19 protein-coding genes are annotated in these 22,505 nt (G+C 72.4%); 9 read left to right on the top strand and 10 right to left on the bottom strand.

Annotated features, from left to right (window positions below):
- The first annotated feature begins 17 nt into the window (after nucleotides 1-17).
- Genes ACIQPR_RS42835 through ACIQPR_RS42825 form a run of 3 tightly spaced genes read left to right on the top strand, consistent with a single transcriptional unit; the run spans nucleotide 18 to nucleotide 2,925 of the window.
- Nucleotides 18-1,391, top strand: coding sequence for an NtaA/DmoA family FMN-dependent monooxygenase (locus ACIQPR_RS42835; RefSeq protein WP_403660924.1), 1,374 nt, complete (start codon nucleotides 18-20; stop codon nucleotides 1,389-1,391).
- A complete protein-coding gene (locus ACIQPR_RS42830) occupies nucleotides 1,388-2,452 on the top strand; it encodes an LLM class flavin-dependent oxidoreductase (protein WP_403660921.1) in 1,065 nt (354 codons plus the stop codon). Before ACIQPR_RS42835 ends, ACIQPR_RS42830 begins: the two co-directional genes overlap by 4 nt.
- Nucleotides 2,453-2,475: 23 nt before the next feature.
- Nucleotides 2,476-2,925 carry a GNAT family N-acetyltransferase gene (locus ACIQPR_RS42825; protein WP_403660918.1) on the top strand — a complete coding sequence of 150 codons (450 nt, stop codon included), beginning with the start codon at nucleotides 2,476-2,478 and terminating at the stop codon, nucleotides 2,923-2,925.
- Here ACIQPR_RS42825 and ACIQPR_RS42820 read toward each other — a convergent pair.
- The 5 genes from ACIQPR_RS42820 to ACIQPR_RS42800 all read right to left on the bottom strand — a co-directional run bounded on the left by ACIQPR_RS42820 (nucleotide 2,900) and on the right by ACIQPR_RS42800 (nucleotide 7,588).
- Nucleotides 2,900-3,985, bottom strand: coding sequence for a phosphotransferase enzyme family protein (locus ACIQPR_RS42820; protein ID WP_403660915.1), 1,086 nt, complete (start codon nucleotides 3,983-3,985; stop codon nucleotides 2,900-2,902). The two genes, ACIQPR_RS42825 and ACIQPR_RS42820, sit on opposite strands and share 26 nt — an antisense overlap.
- Nucleotides 3,982-4,743, bottom strand: a complete 762-nt coding sequence (locus tag ACIQPR_RS42815) for an ABC transporter ATP-binding protein (protein WP_403660912.1) — start codon at nucleotides 4,741-4,743, stop codon at nucleotides 3,982-3,984. The genes ACIQPR_RS42820 and ACIQPR_RS42815 overlap by 4 nt, the downstream gene beginning before the upstream one ends.
- Entirely contained in the window at nucleotides 4,740-5,513 is a 774-nt protein-coding gene (locus ACIQPR_RS42810; protein WP_403660909.1) for an ABC transporter permease, read from the bottom strand. The genes ACIQPR_RS42815 and ACIQPR_RS42810 overlap by 4 nt, the downstream gene beginning before the upstream one ends.
- Nucleotides 5,510-6,538, bottom strand: coding sequence for an ABC transporter substrate-binding protein (locus ACIQPR_RS42805; protein WP_403660906.1), 1,029 nt, complete (start codon nucleotides 6,536-6,538; stop codon nucleotides 5,510-5,512). The genes ACIQPR_RS42810 and ACIQPR_RS42805 overlap by 4 nt, the downstream gene beginning before the upstream one ends.
- A 129-nt stretch (nucleotides 6,539-6,667) precedes the next feature.
- Nucleotides 6,668-7,588, bottom strand: coding sequence for an ABC transporter substrate-binding protein (locus ACIQPR_RS42800; RefSeq protein ID WP_403660903.1), 921 nt, complete (start codon nucleotides 7,586-7,588; stop codon nucleotides 6,668-6,670).
- 386 nt (nucleotides 7,589-7,974) lie between these two features.
- Here ACIQPR_RS42800 and ACIQPR_RS42795 point away from each other — a divergent pair, with 386 nt between their 5' ends.
- A complete protein-coding gene (locus tag ACIQPR_RS42795) occupies nucleotides 7,975-8,859 on the top strand; it encodes a sulfurtransferase (RefSeq protein WP_403660900.1) in 885 nt (294 codons plus the stop codon).
- 147 nt (nucleotides 8,860-9,006) lie between these two features.
- Here ACIQPR_RS42795 and ACIQPR_RS42790 read toward each other — a convergent pair whose 3' ends face one another.
- Complete coding sequence (locus tag ACIQPR_RS42790) at nucleotides 9,007-10,113, bottom strand: M12 family metallopeptidase (RefSeq protein WP_403660897.1); 1,107 nt, start codon at nucleotides 10,111-10,113, stop codon at nucleotides 9,007-9,009.
- A gap of 97 nt (nucleotides 10,114-10,210) precedes the next feature.
- On the opposite strand from ACIQPR_RS42790, the gene ACIQPR_RS42785 reads away from it, so the two are divergent.
- Nucleotides 10,211-12,085 carry a LuxR C-terminal-related transcriptional regulator gene (locus tag ACIQPR_RS42785; protein ID WP_403660895.1) on the top strand — a complete coding sequence of 625 codons (1,875 nt, stop codon included), beginning with the start codon at nucleotides 10,211-10,213 and terminating at the stop codon, nucleotides 12,083-12,085.
- A 43-nt stretch (nucleotides 12,086-12,128) separates the two neighbouring features.
- Here ACIQPR_RS42785 and ACIQPR_RS42780 read toward each other — a convergent pair whose 3' ends face one another.
- Nucleotides 12,129-14,732, bottom strand: coding sequence for a CHAT domain-containing protein (locus ACIQPR_RS42780; protein WP_403660892.1), 2,604 nt, complete (start codon nucleotides 14,730-14,732; stop codon nucleotides 12,129-12,131).
- Between the two features lie 109 nt (nucleotides 14,733-14,841).
- On the opposite strand from ACIQPR_RS42780, the gene ACIQPR_RS42775 reads away from it, so the two are divergent.
- From ACIQPR_RS42775 to ACIQPR_RS42765, 3 genes are read left to right on the top strand one after another with little or no spacing between them, the layout of a single operon-like run.
- Nucleotides 14,842-16,278: a S8/S53 family peptidase gene (locus ACIQPR_RS42775; RefSeq protein WP_403660889.1), complete on the top strand. Its 1,437-nt coding sequence runs from the start codon at nucleotides 14,842-14,844 to the stop codon at nucleotides 16,276-16,278.
- Nucleotides 16,275-16,913: an RNA polymerase sigma factor gene (locus ACIQPR_RS42770; RefSeq protein ID WP_403660886.1), complete on the top strand. Its 639-nt coding sequence runs from the start codon at nucleotides 16,275-16,277 to the stop codon at nucleotides 16,911-16,913. The genes ACIQPR_RS42775 and ACIQPR_RS42770 overlap by 4 nt, the downstream gene beginning before the upstream one ends.
- Nucleotides 16,910-17,461, top strand: a complete 552-nt coding sequence (locus tag ACIQPR_RS42765) for a hypothetical protein (protein WP_403660883.1) — start codon at nucleotides 16,910-16,912, stop codon at nucleotides 17,459-17,461. The genes ACIQPR_RS42770 and ACIQPR_RS42765 overlap by 4 nt, the downstream gene beginning before the upstream one ends.
- Before the next feature lie 92 nt (nucleotides 17,462-17,553).
- Here the strand turns inward: ACIQPR_RS42765 and ACIQPR_RS42760 are convergent, their stop codons facing one another.
- Together ACIQPR_RS42760 and ACIQPR_RS42755 are read right to left on the bottom strand one after the other, a co-directional pair.
- Nucleotides 17,554-18,780 carry a cytochrome P450 gene (locus ACIQPR_RS42760; RefSeq protein ID WP_403660880.1) on the bottom strand — a complete coding sequence of 409 codons (1,227 nt, stop codon included), beginning with the start codon at nucleotides 18,778-18,780 and terminating at the stop codon, nucleotides 17,554-17,556.
- Between the two features lie 57 nt (nucleotides 18,781-18,837).
- Entirely contained in the window at nucleotides 18,838-19,647 is an 810-nt protein-coding gene (locus tag ACIQPR_RS42755) for an N-formylglutamate amidohydrolase (protein ID WP_403660877.1), read from the bottom strand.
- Between the two features lie 23 nt (nucleotides 19,648-19,670).
- On the opposite strand from ACIQPR_RS42755, the gene ACIQPR_RS42750 reads away from it, so the two are divergent.
- On the top strand, nucleotides 19,671-20,027 hold the full coding sequence (locus tag ACIQPR_RS42750) for a DUF5713 family protein (RefSeq protein ID WP_403660874.1): 357 nt from the start codon (nucleotides 19,671-19,673) through the stop codon (nucleotides 20,025-20,027).
- Between the two features lie 107 nt (nucleotides 20,028-20,134).
- On the opposite strand, the gene ACIQPR_RS42745 is transcribed toward ACIQPR_RS42750, so the two are convergent.
- On the bottom strand, nucleotides 20,135-22,354 hold the full coding sequence (locus ACIQPR_RS42745; RefSeq protein WP_403660871.1) for an NADP-dependent isocitrate dehydrogenase: 2,220 nt from the start codon (nucleotides 22,352-22,354) through the stop codon (nucleotides 20,135-20,137).
- Nucleotides 22,355-22,505: the final 151 nt, after the last annotated feature.

Below are 22,505 nucleotides of genomic sequence, written 5' to 3'. Positions count from 1 at the left end.
CCGGAGGACCGTACGACATGAGCAAGCCCCTGAAGCAGATCCACCTGGCCGCCCACTTCCCGGGCGTCAACAACACCACCGTGTGGAGCGACCCCGCGGCCGGCAGCCACATCGAGTTCAGCTCCTTCGCGCACTTCGCCCGCACCGCCGAACGCGCCAAGTTCGACTTCCTCTTCCTCGCCGAGGGCCTGCGGTTGCGCGAACAGGGCGGCAAGATCTACGACTTGGACGTGGTCGGCCGCCCCGACACCTTCACGATCCTCGCCGCGCTCGCCGCCGTCACCGAGCACCTCGGCCTGACCGGCACCATCAACTCCACCTTCAACGAGCCCTACGAGGTGGCCCGCCAGTTCGCCAGCCTCGACCACCTCTCGGACGGCCGCGCCGCCTGGAACGTGGTCACCTCCTGGGACGCGTTCACCGGCGAGAACTTCCGCCGCGGCGGCTTCCTCCCGCAGGACGAGCGCTACTCCCGGGCCAAGGAGTTCCTCGCCACCACCCAGGAACTCTTCGACTCCTGGCGCGGCGACGAGATCCTCGCGGACCAGGCCACCGGCACCTTCCTCAGCGACGCCAAGGCCGGGGCCTTCGTCCACCAGGGCCAACACTTCGACATCCACGGCCAGTTCAACGTCCCGCGCTCCCCGCAGGGCCGCCCGGTGATCTTCCAGGCGGGCGACTCCGACGAGGGCCGCGAGTTCGCCGCCTCCTCCGCCGACGCCATCTTCAGCCGGTACAGCACCCTCGACCAGGGCCAGGCCTTCTACACCGACGTCAAGTCCCGCCTCGCCAAGTACGGCCGCAGGTCCGACCAGTTGCTGATCCTCCCGGCCGCGACCTTCGTGCTCGGCGACACCGACGCCGAGGCCGAGGACCTGGCCAAGGAGGTCCGCCGCCAGCAGGTCAGCGGCGCCACCGCGATCAAGCACCTGGAGTTCGTCTGGAACCGGGACCTGTCGTCCTACGACCCGGACGGCCCGCTGCCCGACGTCGACCCGGACGTCAGCGACAACCACATCTCCAAGGGCCGCGCCCAAGTCCGCATGTACCGCGACCCGTTGGCCACCGCCCGCGAGTGGCGCGAGCGGGCCGCCGCCAACAACTGGTCCATCCGCGACCTGGTCATCGAGACCGGCAACCGGCAGGCCTTCATCGGCTCCCCGTCCACGGTCGCGAAGACCATCAACGACTTCGTGCAGGCCGACGCCAGCGACGGCTTCATCCTCGTCCCGCACATCACCCCGACCGGACTCGACCCCTTCGCCGACAAGGTCGTCCCGCTCCTCCAGGAACAGGGCGTCTTCCGCACCGAGTACGAGGGCCCGACCCTCCGCGACCACCTCGGCCTCGCGCACCCCGACGAGGTGCGCGAGGATCGGGCGGCCTCGTGAGGTTCCTCGCGATCACCCTCATCGTCCACCGCCCCGACCCGGTCACGGGCATCCGGAAGTCGACGCACGAACGCTTCCGCGAGGTCCTCGACAACGCGGTGCTGGCCGAGGAGTTGGGCTTCGACGGCTTCGGCGTGGGGGAGCGGCACGAGCGCCCCTTCATCTCCTCCTCGCCGACCGTCGTCCTCAGCCACGTCGCCGCGCTCACCCGCCGCATCCGCCTCTTCACGGCGGTCACCACCCTGAGCCTCCTCGACCCGGTCCGCGCCTACGAGGACTACGCCACGCTCGACCACCTCTCCGGAGGACGCCTCGACCTGATCATCGGCAAGGGCAACGGCACGGCTCAGCGCGAGCTGTTCCACGTCACGCCCGAGGACCAGTGGGAGCGCAACGCCGAGAGCTACGAGGTGTTCCGGCAGCTGTGGCGACAGGACAAGGTGACCGCGAAGACCCGCTTCCGCCCGGAACTGAAGGACGCGGAGGTGTGGCCCAGGCCCTACCAGCAGCCGGTCCGGGTCTGGCACGGCAGCGCGACGAGCAAGGAGAGCGTCGACCTGGCCGCCCGCTACGGCGACCCGCTGTTCTCCGCGAACGTCACCAACCCCATAGAGCCCTATGCCGAGTTGATCCGCCACTACCGGGAACGCTGGGAGCACTACGGCCACGACCCGGCGGACATCGCGGTCGGCGCCGGCACGGCCGGCCTCTACGTCGCTCCCACGACCCAGGAGGCGCTGACCGCCTACCGCCCGGTCTTCGAGAGCAACCTCGCCTTCCAGAGACAGGTCGGCCTGCCCGTCGTCTTCGAGACCCTGGAGGACTACGTCGAGCGCAGCTCCGCGCTGATCGGCAGCCCCCAGCAGGTCATCGACAAGGTGCACCGCTACCACGAGCGGTTCGGCCACACCGTGCTCCACCTGCACGCGGACGCCAGTGGTTTGACGGACCGTCAGCACCGCGACTCGCTGGAGCTGTTCGGATCGGCGGTGGCACCCGCGCTGCGCGCGGACATCCCGGACCCGCCGTTCGACTGGGGGCCGGTCCTCGCCCGGCCCTGACGGGTTCTGCCATGATCGACGCCATGGCCGTCCGTATCGAACCCGCCGACGTCACCGACCTCCACCAGGTCCTGGCGGACCACGCACGCTACTGGGGGGAGCGCGACCTGCGCGCGCTCCATCTCACCGCGCTGGTCCAGGAGTTCGGGTCGACATGTCTCGTCGCCCGGGCCGAGGACGGCATCCGCGGCTACCTCTTCGGCTTCGTCACACCCGACCGCACCGGATACGTGCACCTGATCGCGACCCGGGACGACGCCCGCGGCACCGGGCTCGGCCGCGACCTGTACACGGCGTTCATGGAGACCGCCGCACGACAGGGCGCGGTCCGCCTCAAGGCCATCACCTCGGTCACCAACGAGGGGTCCATCGCCTTCCACCGCACCCTCGGTTTCGACGCGCGCACCGTCGAGGACTACGACGGGCCGGGCCGACCCCGTGTCGTCTTCAGCCGTGAACTGCCGCCCCGCTAGCACCGCACAGGTCCAGCAGACGCCGTCCGCCCTCCCCGGCGAACCATTCCGCGTGGCCCACGTAGTACTCGTACGCCAGCCGGGTGTTCTCCGCCGAGCGCGTCACACCGTGGAAGTAGCCGAGTTCGGAGAGCGCGAACTCGGCGTGGACCAGGGGAAGCAGCGCGGGGAGCGCCTTCGACTCGGCGGGGCCGAGCGGACGTAGGGACTGATAGCCGGCCAGGAGCGCGAGGGCGTCCTCCTCGCGGACCGGGAAGCCGGGCCGGAGCCACTGGACTGTGTTGCGTTCGATCGCGGTGGCCAGGTCGTGCACGGCGGTCGTGCGGTCGCTCATGCCGAAGTCCAGGACCGTGGCGACCGAACCGTCCTCGTTCCAGAGGAGGTTGGAGGCGTGCCAGTCGTTGTGGGTCCAGAGCGGGGTGAGGCCCGGGAGGTGCGGGGCCAGTTCCTCGTGCAGCGGGAGCAGGACCCGCCGGGTGTCCTCGCGCCACGGGAAGTCCACCAGGCCCGCGGCCAGTTGGGGGCGGTCGGCCACGTACCGTTCCAGCTCCGTCAGCGGGTCGGCCGACGCGAACACGGTGAACGACGCCACCAGCGGCTGGACCTGGCGGCGCGGCGCGTCGAAACCCTCCGCCGCCAGATGCAGTCGGGCCAGCGCCTCGCCGGCCGCTCTCGCGTGGGCGGGGGAGCGGAACGGGGACCAGGACAGGGCGTCCCGATAGAGGTCGATGCCGGTGCCGGTCGAGTGCACCTCGTAGGTCCACTCGCCGCGCGTCGTCGCGTCGAGCACCTCGACCACGGGTGCGCCGCGTCGCCGTAGCCGCCGCAGGAAGGCGTGTTCCTCGGTCAGGCCTTCGAGGGTGCGGACCGAGGTGTGGTGGCGCTTGACGAACAGCCGGCGGCCCGCGCGTTCCACCACGGCCGCCGCCGACAGGGGGCGCGGGCTGCGCCAGACGACCCGGGCCGGGCCCACGACGTCGGTCACCTCGATGTCGGTCAGGGGCGGCCAGTCGGGGGCGACGGGGTCGGTGCCCAGGCCGTGGGCGAGGTGTGAACTCACGCCGTCCTCACCGCAGTCGTGCCGCGCAGGGCGTCCAGGACACGGCGCTCGGTCGCCGCGAAGTCGGGGTTCGTGAAGTCGTCGGCGCCGCGCGGGCGGGCGAGCGGGACCTCGACGTGGTCGACGACGGTGGCCGGGCGCGGTGACAGGACGTGGACCGTGTCCGCGAGCAGGACCGCCTCGCGGATGTCGTGGGTGACCAGGACGACCGTCCAGCGGTGGCGCTGCCACATGCCGGCCAGCCACAGCTGCATCTCGGTGCGGGTGAGTGAGTCGAGCGCGCCGAAGGGTTCGTCGAGGAGCAGGACCGGGCGCTCCAGGACGACCGTGCGCAGCAGCGCCGCGCGTTGCCGCATACCGCCGCTGAGCTGGGACGGATACGCCTTCTGGAAGCCGTCGAGGCCGAAGTCCGCGAACAGGGCGTCGGCCCTGCGCCGTGCCTCCTTCTTCCCGACTCCCTGTGCCTGAAGGCCCAGTGCCGTGTTGTCGAGCACGGTCCGCCAGGGGAAGAGGAGGTCCTTCTGCGGCATGTAGGCGACCTTGCCCGACTCCACTCCGGCCGGTTCACCCTCCACCAGTACCCGACCCGACGTGGGACGGTCGAGGCCGGAGACCAGATTGAACAGGGTGCTCTTGCCGCTGCCGCTCGGGCCGATGACGGCCGCGAACTCGCCCGGCTCCACGCCGAGTTCGAGATCCCGCAGCACTTCGAGGGGGCCGAACGACTTGCCGACGCCCTCGATCCGCAGACTGCTCATGACGACCTCTCCTCCTTCAGCGCCCGTTCCCACGGGAGCACCAGCCGTTGCAGCAGGAAGGTCGCGCCGAACAGGGCGATGCTCAGCGCGGCGGTCACCGCGACCGCCGCGAAGACCAGGTCCGTGCGGAACGCGCTCTTCTGGGCCTGCATATAGATGCCGAGGCCCGCCTCCGCGCCCGCGTACTCGGCGAAGACGGCGCCGACGACGGCGTAGGTGATGCTCACGCGGAGCCCGGCGAAGAAGTACGGCATCGCGCTCGGCACCCGGACCAGCCGGAACGTGCGCAGACGGCCCGCTCCCAGCGAGCGCAGCAGCCGCATCGCCTCGCGGTCGGTCGCCGCGAAGCCCGCCGCGAGGTTCGCGGCGAGCGGGAAGAACGTCGTCAGGGTCACCACCAGCATCTTCGGCAGCAGTCCGAAGCCGAACCAGATGATCAGCAGCGGGGCCACGGCCACGATCGGGACGGTCTGCGAGGCGACGAGCAGCGGGTATAGACCCCGGCGGGCCGCCGAGGAGAAGTCGAGGACGACGGCGACCAGCCAGGCCGCCGCGAACGACAGAGCGAAGCCGAGCAGCGTCTCCTGGAGGGTGGGGAGGGTCTGGTCCCACAGGTCCTGGCGGTTCAGCCAGCCCTGCTCCACGACCCGGGCGGGGGAGGGGAGCGTCGTCGGATCGACCCCGGCGGCGGTGACGTAGAGCTGCCAGCCGCCGAGGAGTACGGCGAGGACGAGGAGTGGCGGCCACAACGACCGCAGCAGCGGCCTCACTTGGTGTCCGGGAGGTAGGCGTTGGTGAAGAACGTCGACGCCTTCGGCGCGGTGGTGAGCTTCTTGCCGTTGGCGTCGACCAGCAGGCCCGCCTTGTACTCGAAGTCCGCGAAGGCCTGCCAGCGTTCCGCGCTCTGGGTGCCGATCGAGCCGTCCGCGCCCTTGTAGTACTCCTTGGCGAGCAGTGCCTCGCTCTCCCGCACCAGCTCGGTGTTGGTGAGGACGCTCTTGTTCGCCGCGATCAGCAGGTCGGCCGCCTGGGCGGGGTGTTCGGCGGCGTAGCGGTAGCCCTTGTCGACGGCGGCCAGGAACTCCCTGGCGAGCCGGGGGTTCTTCTTCAGGAACTGATCCGAGGACGCGACGAGCGTCGAGTAGATCGCCGGGAAGCCGTAGTCGGAGAGCTGGAAGTTCTTCAGCGGCTTGCCGTTCAGCTCCGCCTCCAGGCCCTCCCAGGTCGGCATCGGCATCGCGAAGTCCGCCTTGCCCGCGTAAAGCGCCTGGTACGCCGAGGTGTTGAGGGTGACCTGCTTGAAGTCGCCCTCGCCACCCGCGTTCTGGATCACTTTCCGCAGCAGCGGCTGCTCGTACGGGGCGCCGAAACCGGCGTAGGTCTTGCCGTCGAGGTCCTTCGGCGAGGTGATGTCGCTGCGGTCGGCGCGCACGGCGATCGTCACGTCGGTCTTCTGTGTCACCGCGTAGACGGAGGTGATGTCCTGGCCGGCGGCCCGGGCGGTGGTGATGCCCTCCTGGTAGGAGATCCCGAAGTCCGCCTTGTGGTTGGCGATCAGGGTCTCGGGCGCGGTCGAGCCGTAGGGCACGATCTTCAGGTCGATCCCGGCGGCCTTGAACCAGCCCTTGGCCTGGGCGACGTAGATACCGGTGTGGTTGGTGTTGGGCGTCCAGTCCAGCGCGAGGGTGACGGTCGTGGTGCCGTCCTTCGCGGCGGCCGTGGAGTCGGCGGAGCAGCCGGTGACGGCGAGGAGGGCGGTGGTGGCCAGGGCGGCCAGGGCGGTACGGCGATGCATGTCGGGTCCTTCGAGGGGTGGTCGGGCTGGCGGGTCGGTCCGGTCAGGGCCGACACAGCGCGCTGCCCACCCGCATGAAGTCGACGGCGAGGCGCCGGGTCAGCGACCGTGCCTGGCAGGCCAGGGTTCTCATGTGGCCACGTCCAGCAGGCCGTTGGTGAAGGACTTGGCCCAGTCCCGGTCGTTGGGGATCGCGCCGTTCTCGGCGAGCCAGTGCGCGTAGGGCCCCATCCGGCCCTCGTCGATGACGCCCCAACGACCGTCCGGGTCCGTCCAGGTGGGCGCTACGAGCGCCAGGGAGCGGGCGATCAGCGGGCGCGGGAAGTAGGGGATGACTCGCTCCAGCAACTCCAGTGTGGCGTCCGGTTCCTGGGCCGCCGCCGCGTAGCCGCGGGCCGTGACGGCCAGGAAGTCCCTTACGAGGGAGGGGCGTTCGCCGAGCAGCCGCTCGCTCGTGCCGAGCAGATAGCTGTGGTAGCGCGGGGCGCCGATCTCGTCGACCGGCCAGGTCAGCCGCTGCTCCTCGGGCAGGTCGCCGCGCAGCGCGTCCCAGGACCAGTAGTTGCCGAAGGTGGCGTCCGCCTCGCCCGCCGCGATGTCGTCCACGGTCAGCTCCCGCGCACCGGCGTCCACGCTGATCACGGCGTCCGGGTCGCCGCCGTCGGCCGCCACCAGATGGCGCACCATGGCCCGGCCGCGCGGGGTGGGGTTGTAGGCGATCCGGCGGCCGGCCAGCTCGCGGGGGCGGGTGATGCCGGCCGAGACGGTGGTCTGGATCGCCTCCAGGCCGCGGTGGTTGACCGCAGACACGGCGATCAGCGGCTGGCCGTGCTCGGCGCGCCGGGCCAGCAGGCGGTTCGGCGGGAAGATGCCGAAGTCGACCTCGCCCCGCGCCAGATATTCGAGGGTGTCCCCGCGTCCCGGATCCTGGACCACCAGCTCGACGTCGAGACCGGCCTCGGCGTACCAGCGGCGGGCACGGGCGACGTACAGACCGGCCGAATTCGGCCACGGGTGGAAATAGTCCAGCATGACCCGTATGTGCGACATGGGGGTACTCCGAGACGTGCGCAGGCGTGACGGCGCCTGAAGGGAGGAAAGGGGGAGCGCGCGGAAGCGGTGGATCAGTGCGTGCGACAACAACAGGAGCGGCGCGCCGGGGAGTTGACCACCGGGTGCTGAGGCTCGACTGCTGCGGACACGTGAACTCCTACGCGGGCGCTGAGGCGCGAGTGGTGCGGTCGGCGTCCCCATGGGGGCCGGACTCTCGACGAGCCGGTCCCAGACGCCCTCTCAGCCCAACCGGGTAGGGGCTCCCGCGTAGATGGCCGAACGATAACCGCACCACCCGGATTCTGTGCAAGCCCGGTCCGGAATATGGGATATCCATGCCCGATGGGTGAGACGCCCAGGTCGCGGGCGTACGATCGGCCGCCATGACCCTCTCCCCGCTGCCCGGCCCGCTGGTCGACGACACCTGGCTCGACGCCCATCTCGACGACCCCCGGCTGGTCGTCCTCGACGCCACCGCGCTGCTGCCCTCACCCCGTGAGGACGGCGACCACCGCTCCGTGAGCGGGCGCGGGACCTGGGCCGAGCGGCACCTGCCCGGATCACGACACGCCGACCTGACCGGCGAGTTCTCCGACCGCGAGGCGCCGTACCACTTCGCCGTGCCCGCGCCCGGGGCGCTCGCCGCCGCGCTGGCCCGGCTGGGTGTGGGGGAGGGCACCGGGGTCGTCACGTACGACAGCGGCGGCGGTATCTGGGCGGCCCGGCTGTGGTGGATGCTCCGCGCGATCGGCGTACCGGCGGCGGTCCTGGACGGCGGTCTCGAAGGGTGGGCGAGGGCCGGGCGCCCGCTCGCCTCCGGCGACGACGTCGGCCCGGTGCCGGACGTCCGTCCCCTCACCCCGGTCGTCCGTCCCGACCTGTGGTCCGGCATCGAGGACGTGGCCGCCATCAGCCGCGGCGAACGCCCCGGCACGCTCGTGTGCGCCCTTCCGCCCGGCGGCTACGACGGCTCGGTGCCCACCCGCTACAGCCGGCGCGGTCATATCCCGGGCAGCCGCAGCCTTCCGGGACGCGGCCTCCTGGACGAATCCGGACACGTCCTGCCCCACGCGGAACTCGCGTCGCGGGTCGGCGCGGTCCTGGACCCCGAGGCCTCACCGGTCGTGCTGTACTGCGGCGGCGGGATCTCGGCCGCGGGCGCCGCACTCGCGCTCACCCTGCTCGGCCGTACGGACATCTCCGTCTACGACGGCTCACTGGAGGAGTGGTCCAAGGACCCCTCCCGGCCACTGGAGTCGGGGGCCTAGCGCACAACTACGCCGTCGGCCAACGGCGTTGAACACAGCGGCGTGGCCGAGGAAACGTCTCCCTCCCCCGAAGGCGACGTTTCCTCGGCCGCTTCCCCCGGCGCCGGACTGTGGTCCGTCCGCCCGCGTGCGCCTGTACCCGTGCTGTCACCAGCACATCACTGCGGTGTCCCCCGACCCCCACGTGGAGTACAGACGCACACGGACGAAGTAGCGGCGGCCCTTGACGAGCCGGACCTTGAGTGTGGCGTTGCGCGGTGTTCCCCCGTCGTCCTGCCCGGCGAGGAAGCGCGGTTCGCCGTCCCGTTCCTCGAAGACCACGACGACCGCGTCGCTGTCCCCGAAGGTGCCGACGGCGTACTCGCGCGTCTGGGCCGGCTCGATCGTGAAGTCGGTCTGCTCGCCCGGCCCCAGTCGCAGCGGGGCCGAACGGAACGGCACCAGCTCGGCCGGCCGGGGAGGGCCGACGGGCGGGTACCAGCGCAGTACGAACTCCTTGTCGCAGGAGGAGAGACCGCCGTGCGGGTGCAGGCCCGTACGGTATTCCTCCGGCTCCAGGATCAGGCCCGACGCGAACGGGTACTCCATGATCGACTGGGGGTCCCAGACGGAGCCGTTCACCTCGTCCGGGTCCAGCTTGCGCAGGATGTTGCACCGGGTCCGGTCCCGGCTCCAGAAGTTCGGCGGGCCCGCGAGTTCGGCGTACACCGCCTCGTCGTCCCAGTGGATCCCGGCGAACGGGTTCTGGTGCTCGTGCAGCATGCCCAGCGCGTGCCCGATCTCGTGCAGCGCCGTGCCACGCTGTCCGGGCGCGGTCAGGTCCCAGCCGAAGTTCATGGTCCGGTCGCCCAGACCGACCGTGAGCGCGTCGCGGCCCACCGCCGACCAGGAACCGTCACCGGCCTGGAACCCGATCCGCAGCTCGGCCTCCGAACGGTCGCCTACCTCGGCGAAGTCGACACCGATGCCGAGCCCCCGCCACTCACGGAAGCACTCGCGCACGACCTCCTGCTGCTCCTTGGCACCGGCCCACGGCACCCGCCGCAGCTCACCGGTCCCGGGCATCGGGATGACGGACGTGTCGGCGCCCGCGGCCCGGTCGGCGTGGGCGACATCGTAGAAGTAGTAGTGCAGGACCGTGCCGTTGACCCACATGCGGCTGCCGCCGACGAGCGCACCGCGCCGCTCCGCGGCCAGTCCCGGTCCGAACTCCGGGGCCGGCTGCTGCGCGAGGGAGCAGTAGCGAGCGGTCATGCGACCAGAGTGCCGGTGACCGCACCCGGGCGCCTGAGTCGAGGGCTACTCAAGTCACCCTGTATCAGGGATGAGTAGCCCGACTCATATCTGCGTGATGACTTTCGAACAGGACGCGAAGACCCTCGAACTGCCCTGGCCGTTCACCGGCCGGGAGGACGAACTCGAACTGATCCGCGGGTCGTTGACGGCCGGCCGGCACGGCATCGTGGTCACCGGCCCGGCCGGCCGGGGCAAGACCCGGCTGGTCACCGAGGCCGTCCGGGGCGGCGAATGCCTGCGGGTCACCGGGACGCCCGAGACCCGCGCGCTGCCCTTCGCTGCGTTCGCCCACCTGCTGCCCGAGAGCGTCTCGCTGCACCGAGCGGTCCAACTCCTGTCCGGAACACGGCTGTTGCTGATCGACGACGCCCACCTCCTGGACGACTCCTCGGCCGCCCTGGTCCATCAGCTCACCGTCCACGGCCGGACCCGCCTGATCGTCGTGGTCGCCGACGGCGAACCGGTGCCCGGCGCGGTGTCCCGTCTGTGGACGGGCGAGCTGCTGCCGCGCCTCGCGCTGGAGCCGCTGCCCCGCGAGGAGATCGCCCAGCTGCTGGCGGCGGGCGCCGGCGGCCCGCTGGAACCCCTCACCGTCAAGCGTCTCCATCACCTCTGCCAGGGCGATCTGCGGCTGCTGCGCGACCTGTTCGGCGCGGTGCGCGAGCGCGGGCTGCTGACCCGCGCCACGGACACCGACGAGTGGGCCTGGCGCGGCCCGGTCCCGGTCACCGCCGCGGTCCGCGAACGCACCGCGCGGGTCCTCGCCCGCACCGGCCTGGACGAGCGCGAGAGCCTCGAACGGCTGGCCTTCGCCGAGCCGTTGGCGTCCGCCACGGACGACTTCGACCTCGACGTCCTGGAACGCCTGGAGGCCGAGGACCTGATCCAGGTCGACGACCTGGGCGCCGTCCGCCTCACCCACCCTCTGCACGGTCCCGCGCTGCGCGCCGCCGCCGGCCGGCTCCGGGCCCGCCGCCTGGCCCGCACACCCGACCAGTGCGTCCCGGCCCTCGCCGCCGAACGCGCCGCGCTCACCGACCGCATCGACCGGACCGACGTACGGCCGCTGCCGACGCCGGTGGGGGAGTGGCTGGCGGCCGAAGGGGCACCGGTCCCGGCCGGGTACGCGGCCGTCCGCGCCCGGTTCGCGCGGCTGCGCGGCGAACTGCGCGAGGCCGCGGCCTGGGCCAGGGAAGGGCTGCGGGAGACCCTGGCGGACCCGCTCTGCGGGGCCGAACTCGCCCTGGCCGCGGCCCAGTCGGGCGATGTGCCGGACACCGGCGAGACCCTCGCCCACCGCCCCGCCACCGGCTGGGCGGCGGCGGCCCGGGGCGATGTGGAGACGGCCCGCGAGACCGTCGCCGAGGCGCTCACCCCGAACCGGCGCGGCGACGCCGAGGACGGCAGGCCCGCCGCGTACGCCCTCTACGACGCGGTACGCCTCGGCGCTCCCGAACAGGTCGCCGGCCGGCTCGCCCGGCTGCCCGGCGACGGACCGGCCGTCCTCGCCCGGCACGCCGAGGCACTGGTCGACGGCGACGGGCCGGCACTCGACAGAGTGGCGGGGGAGCTGGAGCGGCGCGGGTTCCTGCTGTTCGCGGCCGAGGCGCACGCACAGGCCGTCCGCGCGCACCGCGACCCGCGCGCCGCCCGCAAGTCCCGCACCCGCGCGGTCGCGCTGGCCCGCCGCTGCCAGGGCGCCCGCACCCCGGCGCTGTCCGGTCTGGTCCTCGGCGAACTCACCGCCCGCCAGCGGCAGATCGTCACCCTCGCCGCCGCGGGCCTCAGCAACCGCCAGATCGCCGAACGCCTCACCCTCTCGGTCCGCACGGTCGGCAACCACCTCTACAGCGCCTACACCCGCCTCGGCGCGAGCGACCGCGGCGCGCTGCCGTGGCTGGTGGAACTGCCGGCGACGCGCTCGGCGTGACGGGCGGCCCGGCGCCGGCTCGCCGGGCCGGCGAGGCAGTGAGTCAGGCCGCGCCGAAGGCGGTGAAGGACCAGCCCGTGGCCTGGTGGACGGCGTCGCCGGGGAGCGCGGCCCGGGCGTCGCGCAGGGCCTCCGCCAGGGAGAGGCCCGCGCTCAGGCCCTTGTGGAGGGCGAGCATCAGCGGGACCACGGCGGCGTCGTTGACGGGGGCGCTGCTCGCCACCACACCCGCCGTGCCCAGCGGGAGCAACGCCGTGACCAGGCCCAGGAGTTCGTCCGCGCCGACCGACGCGAGGCGGGCCGTGTCGCAGCTGGAGAGGATGATGCGGTACGGGCTGCGCGCGAGGCGTTCGAAGTCGTGCACGATCAGGGGGCCGTCGGCCATGCGGAGGGACGAGAACAGCGGGCTGTCCGCGCGGAACGTGCCGTGCGCGGCGATATGCGCCAGCGCCGCCCCGTCCAACTCGGCCAGCACACGCGGGACTTCGGCGTCGTCGTGCTCCAGCACCGTGGGCCTGCCGTAACGGTCGGCCAGGTCCGGGACCTCGGCGCCGCCGGTCGCGAGACCGGGCCCGCGCACCAGCACATGACGGCCGCCGGACGGCGGCCGGGTGTCCAGGGCGCGCAGCCAACTGCCCGCGGACGGCGACACACTGTGCACCCGCTCGCGCAGCGAGGGCAGCAACGCCCAAGGCACCCGGTGGAGTCGGCCCGGCGGAACGACCACCACCGGCCCCGAGCCCAGATGCCCGGCCGCCTCGCCGAGGAGCAGCTCCTCCAGGCGGCGGCCCGCCGCCTCCACCACCGGCAGCCTGGCCTCCGCGCCGGGATGCGCCAGCCGCCGCAGCCCCGCCTGCACATGCTCCGCCTCGGCCATCGCCTCCGCGAGCGGGCCCGCCGCGAACCGCCGGACCCGCCCCTGACCGCACAGCAGGGCGTGCACCCGCCCGTCGACCACGGCCAGTTCCACCAACCGCCGCTCACCGAGGCGCGCCAGCAGCCGAGTCGGGTCGAAGCGCTCGCCCTCGCCGGGCGCGTCGCCGCGCATGTGCAGCGTGCGGGAGCGGATCTCCCGTTCCAGGCGCCGCTGTTCGCGCTCCAGGGCCGGCACCGGGTGGCCCTCCATGCGGGCCTCCTCCGCGCGGGCGGCGATCTCGCGGAACGCGGTCAGACCGCTCAGCAGGGCCGGATCGGCGGGCGGCCGGGCCGGCGGGGTGGACAGCGCGGTCGCCCGCCACCGCTCGCTCCACACCAACAGCCTGCGCGGGCCACCGGAGTCGAGACTCGCCCGCTGCGCGAGCGCCGCCAGCTCCGCGCCCTGCGCGGTCGCCCGAGCCCGCAACTCCGAGGCGCCCAGGGTCGTACGGTGGTCGTCCAGGACGTCGAGGCCGCGGCGGCAGGCCTCCAGGACCCCGCGGCCCGAACCGGCGGCCTCGGCGCGCAGCGCCTGTGCCGCCCAGCCGGTCATCCGGGCCAGCGGCGGCCCGCCGCGTCTGCTGCGGGCCGCCACCGCCAAGTGCCGTTCCGCGTCCGCCGTCCAGCCGACCGCCAGCGCTATCCGCCCCGCGAGCAGCGCGGCCTCCGGCGCGGACGGGGAGCCGAACGCGGCCAGCCGGCCGGCCACCGCGGCGGCGTCCGCGACCAGCCTGCCCGAGGCCCGCCCGGCCGCCAACCTCGCCTCGATCAGCACCAGTTGGGCATGCGTCTGCCACCAGGTGCGGCGCTGCGCGGCGAACAGCCGTACCGCCACCGCCGCGCGCGCGATGGCCGTCGGCGGATCGTCCGCCAGCCGCGCCGCCCGCGCGGCCACCAGCAGCAGTTCCGCCTTGCGGGTGGACTGCCCGCCGATGCCGTCCAGCAGCCCCACCGCCGTGTCCGCCTGGGCCAGCGCCTCCGCCGCCAGGCCCGCGCTCAGCAGCACCTCGCAGCGCCGGATGGTGAGCATGAACGTCGGCGTGGACAGCTTGGCGTACCTCTCCTCGGCCTCGTCGAGCAGCCGGAGCGCGACCGGGATGTCGCCCGAGCGGAACGCGGCCAGACCCCGGCTCTCCACCGCGTCGGCCTTGTCGTGCTCCTGGCCGGTGGTCTCCCACAGCCGCTCGGCCGCCGTGAAGTCCGCGTCCGCCCGGTCCACCGCGCCCAGCGCCAGATGCACGGTCGCCCGCAGGGTCAGCGCCCGCGCCGTCCAGATCACGTCGTCCGTCCGCCGCAGCACCGGGATCGCCCGCCGTACGTCGTGCAGCGCCTCCTGGTGCCGGCCCAGCACCCACCAGGCGTAGGCCCGCAGGAACATGACACGCGCCCTGGACTTCCCGCTGCCGCGGGCGATGCCCCGCTCGAAGGCCGCCAGCCCCTGCCGGGTGCGGCCCGCGTGCACCAGCGCCACCCCGAGCGTGCCCAGGACGTCCGCCTCGCGGTCCGCCGACTCGGCGCGCGCGGCCAGGTCGCGGGCCCGCCGCAGATGCTTCAGCGCGAGCCGGAGATCGCCGAAGTCCCGCTGCCAGATACCGATCACATGGTGGGCCACGGACGCCTGGAACGCCGTAGGACCGCCGTCGAGGACCTCCCGCGCACCGGCCAGCGCCTCGCTCGGAGCCGCGAACACCATCGGCAGCAGTTCGAGAACCGGGTCGCCATCCGCTGTCACTCCTCGGATGGTAGTGGCCCCCGGTGCAGACCACACGCGTTTGGCGCTGTATCAAGTACGGGCCAGCAGGCTCTGACTGACGACCGCCGCCTCAGTGGGAGGACACGCCATGGCACCACAGCGATTCCACGAGCAGTTCGACCAGATCCAACGCTCGATGCCCGACATCCCGCTCGCGATGGGTCCGGACGACTCCGCCGAGTTCTTCTACGAGAAGGGTGTCGTGCTCGCCCGCGACGGCGAGGAGGCCCGCCTCGTCGAGGACACCGTGCGCACCCACTTCACCGAGGCCACCGGTCTCACCGGCGACTCCGTACGCCGGGCCGGGCCCGAGACCAACCGGTCCGGGATCACCCGCATCCAGGTCGGCGACCCCGGCCACGGCGACCGGCGCGGCGACCGCGCCGTCGCGGGCGCGCTGCGCGCCCTGCGCGAACCGGAGGGCCGCGCCGGACGCCGGCTGGTCAGCCGCAACCACGTCGTGTCGATCGCCGTGAACGCCTGTCCCGGCGACGAACCCGTGCCCGCCCCGCTCACCCAGGGCGCCAACCCCGCGCCCGCGGAAGCCGGTTACGACCCGGACACCGCCGTCGACGTCCTCGTCATCGACACCGGACTCATGCACGACTACCGGTCCTACCCGCTGCTGGCCCACGTCCAGGGCGACCCGCAGATCACGGAGACCGACGCGGCCGGAGTCCTCCAACAGTACGTAGGACACGGCACGTTCATCGCCGGGCTCGTCGCGGCCGTCTCGCCCAACACCGAGGTGACCGTCCGCAACACCCTCAACGACGCGGGCGCCATCCTCGAATCCGACTTCGGCGAGGCCCTGTTCGCGGCCGTCGACCAGAACGGCTGGCCCGCCGTCATCAGCCTCTCCGCCGGCACCAGCAACGGCCGTACCGACGGACTCCTGGGCGTCGAGGGCTTCATGCAGGCCCTGCGCGGACAGCGCACCCTGCTCGTCGCGGCGGCCGGCAACAACGCCAGCGCCACCCCCTTCTGGCCCGCCGCCTACGCCGACCTGCCCGACTACCGGGACGTCGTCCTCTCGGTCGGCGCACTGCGCGGCGACGGCGAGTACGGCGCCTGCTTCAGCAACCACGGCGCCTGGGTCAAGGCCTACGCCCCCGGCGAGCGGCTCGTCGGCCCCCTCACCGGCTTCGACGCACCCACCCCCTACACCTACCAGCACAGCACCTACGACGCCTGCCGGTTCGGCTTCACCTACTCCTGCACCTGCCAGTACCCCAGCCACACCGGGGTGTTGAGCCAGCAGGGCGACAACTCGGCCGGAAAGCCCGACCAGGTGATGTTCGAGGGGTTCGCGCACTGGAGCGGGACGTCGTTCGCCGCCCCCGTCGCGGCCGGCCTGGTCGCCGCCTACATGACGGCGAACAAGGAGAGCGACGCGCGCGCCGCCCGTACCCAACTCCTCGCGGCCAACACCGAGTACGCCGAAGTGCGCGGGGCGCATGTACCGGCGCTGCGCCCGCCCACCTGGCGCCCGGTCCCCGTCGTGCCGCTCTCCGCACCGGCATGAGGGCCGGAACCCTCCCCTCCACGGCGTACGATGACATGCCGTACACGAGGGGATGCACCGTGGACCGTGCAGAAGTCGGCGTGCTCGTCCGGTCGGCAGTCGACGGCGACTCGGCGGCCTGGAAGGCGCTCGTGGAGGGCCTCAGCCCACTGGTGTGGTCGGTCGTGCGCGCCCACCGGCTCTCCGACGCCGACGCCGCCGAGGTGTACCAGACCGTGTGGTTCCGCTTCGCCCAGCACCTGGGCCGGATCCGCGAACCCGACAAGGCGGGCTCCTGGCTGGCGAGCACCGCGCGCAACGAATGCCTGAAGGTGATCAAGGGACTGCGGCGGCTCATGCCCACGGACGACCCCCAACTCCTCGACCGCGTCAGCGAGGAGCGCACCCCCGAGCAGTCGCTCCTCGACTCGGAGGAGGCGGCCTCCCAGGCCGAGCGCATCCGCAGGCTCTGGCAGGAGTTCGCCGGACTCGGCGACCGGTGCAGGCAGTTGCTGCGGGTCCTGATGGCCTCGCCGCCCCCCAGCTACCAGGAGGTGTCCGCCGGACTGGGCATCGCCGTGGGCAGCATCGGACCCATGCGGCAGCGTTGCCTGCGCCGTCTGCGGGCCCGACTGGACGCCGGGGAGGCGCTGTGAACGGCACGCACGACGACGGTGTCGGACCGTTCGACGCCTTCGGCCAGGACCCGTCCGGCGACGCGGAGTTCGAGGACCCGCAGGGCGAACCGGACGGCGACGGCTCGGAGTTCGACGACGACCTGCTGGAGGAGGAGCTGCGGCAGGCGGTCGCGATCCTCGACCCGCTCCCCGCCGAACTGCGCCAAGTCGCCATGGAGGCCTACGCGTTGTACGACATGGACGCCCGGCTCGCGGAGCTGACGTTCGACTCCCTGGTCGACTCCGTCCCGGTCCGGGGCGTCACGGACGTACCCCGGATGCTGACCTTCACGGCGGGCGGGCTCAGCGTCGACGTGGAGGTCACGAGCGAGGGCCTGATGGGCCAGGTGATGCCGCCGCAGCCGGTCGGCATCGAGGTCCTGAGCGGTCCGCAGGCACCGCGCCCCACCACCCTCACGGCCGACTCCATGGGCCGTTTCACCAGCGACGTGACCCCGGCCGGCCCCTTCGCGCTACGGCTGCGGACCGGCGGGGAGGTGGTCGTCACGGAGTGGCTGCGGGCGTGAGCGCCGGTGCGTTCGCGTGGTCGCCGGTGGGTGCGTGAGCGCCGGTGCGCGAGGAAGGAGAGCGGGACGCCCCTTCCTCGCGCACCGGCCGCCTACCAGGTCACCGGCAGAGTCTGCGGCCCCCGGATCATCGTCCTGCGGCGCCAGACGATCTCCTCGGCGGGCACCGCGAGCCGGAGCCCGGGCAGCCGGTCCAGCAGCGTGTCGACGAGGAGTTCGGTCTGGAGCCGGGCCAGCACCGCGCCCGTGCAGTAGTGCGGGCCGTTGCCCAGGGCCAGATGCGGGTTGGGATCGCGGTCGACGTCGATGCGGTCCGGGTCCGGGAAGACGTCCGGGTCGCGGTTGGCGGCGAGATAGGAGACGTAGACCGGGTCCCCCGCGCTGATCCGCTGCCCGTGCAACTCGACGTCCTCCAGCGCGATCCGGGCCAGTCCGACCGACGAGCGGTGCGGGATGAAGCGCAGGAGTTCGTCCAACGCGGCTGCCCGGCACTCCGGTTGACTCCGCAGGCGCTCCAGCAGCTCGGGGCGGGTGAGCATCAGGTACAGCATCTGGCCGCAGTTGTGGGTGACCGCCTCCCCGCCGATCTGCAACGGACCGGCGAGCCCCACCGCCTCCGGCTCGCTGATGTCGCCCCGGGCCACGGCGGTGCCTAGCAGCGAGTACACATCGGTGCCCTCGCTGCCGGCCCGGGCCCGGATGGTGTCGGTGATCCACGCGTACAGCCCGTTCTTGGCCCGGTCGGCGGCCTCGACGCCCCCGGACGTGGAGATGATCTGCCGGGTCCAGGAGTGCACCTGCTCCCGGTCCTCCTCGGGCACGCCCATGACCTCGCTGACCACCGCGAGCGGGAACGGTTCGAGGACCCGCTCGATCAGCTCCGCGGGCGGCCCGTCCGCCACGACCCCGTCGACCAGCGCGTCGAGCAGCGCCTGCGCCCGGGGCCGCAGCCGCTTCATCGCGCCGACCGTGAACGCCCCGGCGACCGGCTTGCGCAGCCGGTTGTGGTCCGGCTGGTCGGCGAACGCCAGGGATCCCGGGCGGGGCTTGAAGTGCGGTGCCATGCGCGTGACTTGACGGGTCGTCACCTCCGCCCGCCCGAACCGCGGGTCATTGGTGATCATCTTCACGTCGTCGTAGCGGGTGGCCAGCCACGCCCAGCCCTCACCATGCGGCAGCCGGATCCGGTTCAGCGGGCCCTCGCGCATCAGCTCCGCGAGGACCGGGTCGAAGTCGGTCCCGGTCAGCTCGATCGGGGGCCAGTCCCGGACGGGCGGCTGCGGGGTCTGGCTGGTCAGCGTGGTGGTCTCCTCGGTCATGCGTCCACCCTCGTACGGCCCCGCCCGCCTGTCCTGCGGGAGTGCTCCAGCCGGAGGTCAGCCCGACACGGCGGCGACGAGCGCCGCCAGCGCGGAGGCGAGCCGGGCGACCGAGACACCGTCGGGCGGGCCACCGGGCTCGGTCATGTACGTGTCCCGGCGCAGCTCCACCATCAGCGCGCTCACGGCCGGCTCCGTGCCGTAGAACTCCAGCGGGACGTAGGTGCCGATGAAGGGGCTGTCGACGCCGATCTCCCCGCACCCCGCGAACGCCTCGCGCGCCGCCGCCAGCAGTGTGGGCGGGGTGTGGAAGGCGTCCGTGCCGAGGCAGACGGGCGGGCGGGGTCCGGTGCCGTGCAGTTCGTAGGGGAGCGGGGCGGTCGGGTAGGAGTGCAGGTCGAGCACGACGGCACGGCCGGTCGCGGCCAGCCGGCCGGCGACCGCCTCGGTCATGGCACGGGCGTACGGGCGGAAGCAGCGGTCGAGCAGCGGCCCGGGGTCGTGGTCGGCGGCCCGCAGCTCGGCACGGTGGGTGGTGCGGGTGTAGACCGCGCCCATGCCCACGGCGAGCATCTCCTCGCGCTCGTCGGGGAACCGCTCCGGGTCGACGACGAGCCGGGACAGCCGGTTCACGAACCGCCACGGCGTACGGGCACACGCGCGTGCCGCCTCTTCGGCGATCCGGGCCGTGTGGCTGTCGGTGATGTGGTCCAGCTCGCGGGCCAGCGCCGCGTCGTCCAGCACGATGTCCGCGCGCACGTCGGCCGGTATCTCCCGCGCGGAGTGCGGGACATGGAGGATCACCGGCGAGTCGGCGGCACCGGGCAGCAGCTCGAAGGACGGCACGGAAGGGGAGGCGGGGGTCACGGGCGGCTCCCGGGGCGTTGTCAGTGGCGTGGTGCAGGATCAAGGTATCCGCATCGACGATCACCGATCACGCGTTCCTGCGCGGGCTGTACCGGGACGCCTACTACCCCGACCCCGTGGTGGACCTCGGCAAGGCGATCCTGCTGCGGCTGTGCGAGCGGATCGAGACCGAGCGGCCCGCCGACCTGCCCGCGCTGTACGCCCTCACCGAGGTCGCCACCGAGGAGTTCAACGCCCTCCAGGACGACTTCGAGGCGGCCGGCAGCGACATCGAGACCGTGGCGCGCGAGGAGATAGCCGAGGACTTCTGGTTCGTGGCCCAGGCGTACGGCTTCGCCGAGGCGGACGTGGAGGAGCTGATCGCCGTACGGGACTGGTGAGTTGCGGTGGTGCGGCGGTGCGGTGGTGCGGCGACGGGGGCGCTCATGGCACCGCCCCGGCCGGGAGTGATCCGGCCGGGGCGGGGGCATGGAGCGGACGGGACGGGTCAGCTCAGTGAGGCCAGGGCCTCGTTCCACGTGGTCGACGGGCGCATGACCTTCGCGGCCTTGGCCGGGTCGGGCTGGTAGTAGCCGCCGATGTCGGCCGGGCCGCCCTGCACCGCGCCGAGCTCCTCGACGATCGTCTGCTCGGCGCCCGCGAGGGTCTCGGCGAGCGGGGCGAACGCCTTCGCGAGGTCCGCGTCGTCGGTCTGCGCGGCCAGCTCCTGCGCCCAGTACAGGGAGAGGTAGAAGTGGCTGCCGCGGTTGTCGATGCCGCCGACACGGCGGGTCGGCGACTTGTCCTCGTTGAGGAAGGTCGCCGTCGCGCGGTCGAGGGTGTCGGCGAGGACCTTGGCGCGGGCGTTGCCGGTGAACGTCGCGTACTGCTCAAGGGAGGGGACCAGCGCGAAGAACTCACCGAGCGAGTCCCAGCGCAGGTAGTCCTCCTTGACCAGCTGCTGGACGTGCTTGGGCGCGGAGCCGCCGGCGCCCGTCTCGAAGAGGCCGCCGCCCGCCATCAGCGGGACGACCGACAGCATCTTGGCGCTGGTGCCCAGCTCCAGGATGGGGAAGAGGTCGGTCAGGTAGTCGCGCAGCACGTTGCCGGTCACCGAGATGGTGTCCTCGCCGCGGCGGATGCGCTCCACCGACAGCTTGGTGGCCTCGACCGGGGCGAGGACACGGATGTCCAGGCCCTCGGTGTCGTGCTCCGGGAGGTACGCCTCGACCTTCTTGATCAGCTGGGCGTCGTGCGCGCGGGTCTCGTCCAGCCAGAACACCGCCGGGCTGCCGGTGGCACGCGCACGCGTGACCGCGAGCTTCACCCAGTCCTTGATCGGGGCGTCCTTGGTCTGGCAGGCGCGGAAGATGTCACCCTTGGCGACCGACTGCTCCAGGACGGTGGTGCCCGCCTGGTCGACGAGGCGGACCGTACCGGCGGCCGGGACCTCGAAGGTCTTGTCGTGGGAGCCGTACTCCTCGGCCTTCTGCGCCATCAGGCCGACGTTGGGCACCGAGCCCATGGTCGAGGGGTCGTAGGCGCCGTGCGCGCGGCAGTCGTCGAGGACGGCCTGGTAGACGCCCGAGTAGGAGGAGTCCGGGAGCACCGCGAGGGTGTCCGCCTCCGCGCCGTCCGGGCCCCACATGTGGCCGGAGGTGCGGATCATGGCCGGCATCGAGGCGTCGACGATCACGTCGGACGGTACGTGCAGGTTGGTGATGCCCTTGTCGGAGTCGACCATCGCGAGCGCGGGGCCCTCGGCGATCTCCGCGTCGAAGGACGCCTTGATCGCGTCGCCCTCGGGCAGCGCGGCCAGGCCCTTGAGGATGCCGCCGAGACCGTCGTTCGGGGAGAGACCGGCCGCGGCGAGCGTGGCGCCGTACTGCTCGAAGGTCTTGGGGAAGAAGGCGCGGACCACGTGGCCGAAGATGATCGGGTCGGAGACCTTCATCATCGTGGCCTTGAGGTGCACCGAGAAGAGGACGTCCTCGGCCTTGGCGCGGGCGATCTGCGCGGTGAGGAATTCGCGCAGCTCGGCCACGTGCAGCACGGAGGCGTCGACGACCTCGTCCTTCTGGACGGGCACGGACTCGCGCAGCACGGCGGTGGTGCCGTCCTCGGCGACCAGCTCGATGCGCAGCGCGCCGGCCTCGGCGATCGTCACGGACTTCTCGGTGGAGCGGAAGTCGTTCTCGCCCATGGTGGCGACATTGGTCTTGGAATCGGCCGACCAGGCGCCCATGCGGTGCGGGTGGGTCTTGGCGTAGTTCTTGACCGAGGCGGGGGCGCGCCGGTCGGAGTTGCCCTCGCGCAGCACCGGGTTCACGGCGGAGCCCTTGACCTTGTCGTAGCGGGACTGGATGTCCCGCTCCTCGTCGGTCTTCGGGTCGTCCGGGTAGTTCGGCAGCGCGTAGCCCTGCTCCTGGAGCTCGGCCACGGCGGCCTTGAGCTGCGGGATGGACGCCGAGATGTTCGGCAGCTTGATGATGTTGGCCTCGGGCGTCTTCGCCAGTTCGCCCAGCTCGTGCAGGGCGTCCGGGATCCGCTGGTCCTCGGTGAGGTACTCCGGGAACACCGCGATGATGCGCCCGGCCAGCGAGATGTCCCGCGTGTCCACGGCGACGCCCGCCTGCGAGGCGTAGGCCTGGACCACCGGCAGGAAGGAATACGTCGCCAGGGCCGGGGCCTCGTCAGTGTGCGTATAGATGATGGTCGAGTCAGTCACCGGTGCTCCGCTCCACGTCTGCAACATTGCTCGACATCAAGATATCTCGTGATGGGATCCCACTCGACAGCGGTCCGTCCGCAGCGCGCGAACATCCGTACGTCGATCAAGGGCAACCGACCGACCGGTCCGGAAGTCAGTAAAGGGTGGA

Source organism: Streptomyces sp. NPDC091280 (assembly GCF_044768565.1).
Classification (GTDB): Bacteria; Actinomycetota; Actinomycetes; order Streptomycetales; family Streptomycetaceae; genus Streptomyces.
Note: the sequence above shows the minus strand (reverse complement) of the source record. Positions and strands in the feature narration are given on the sequence as shown.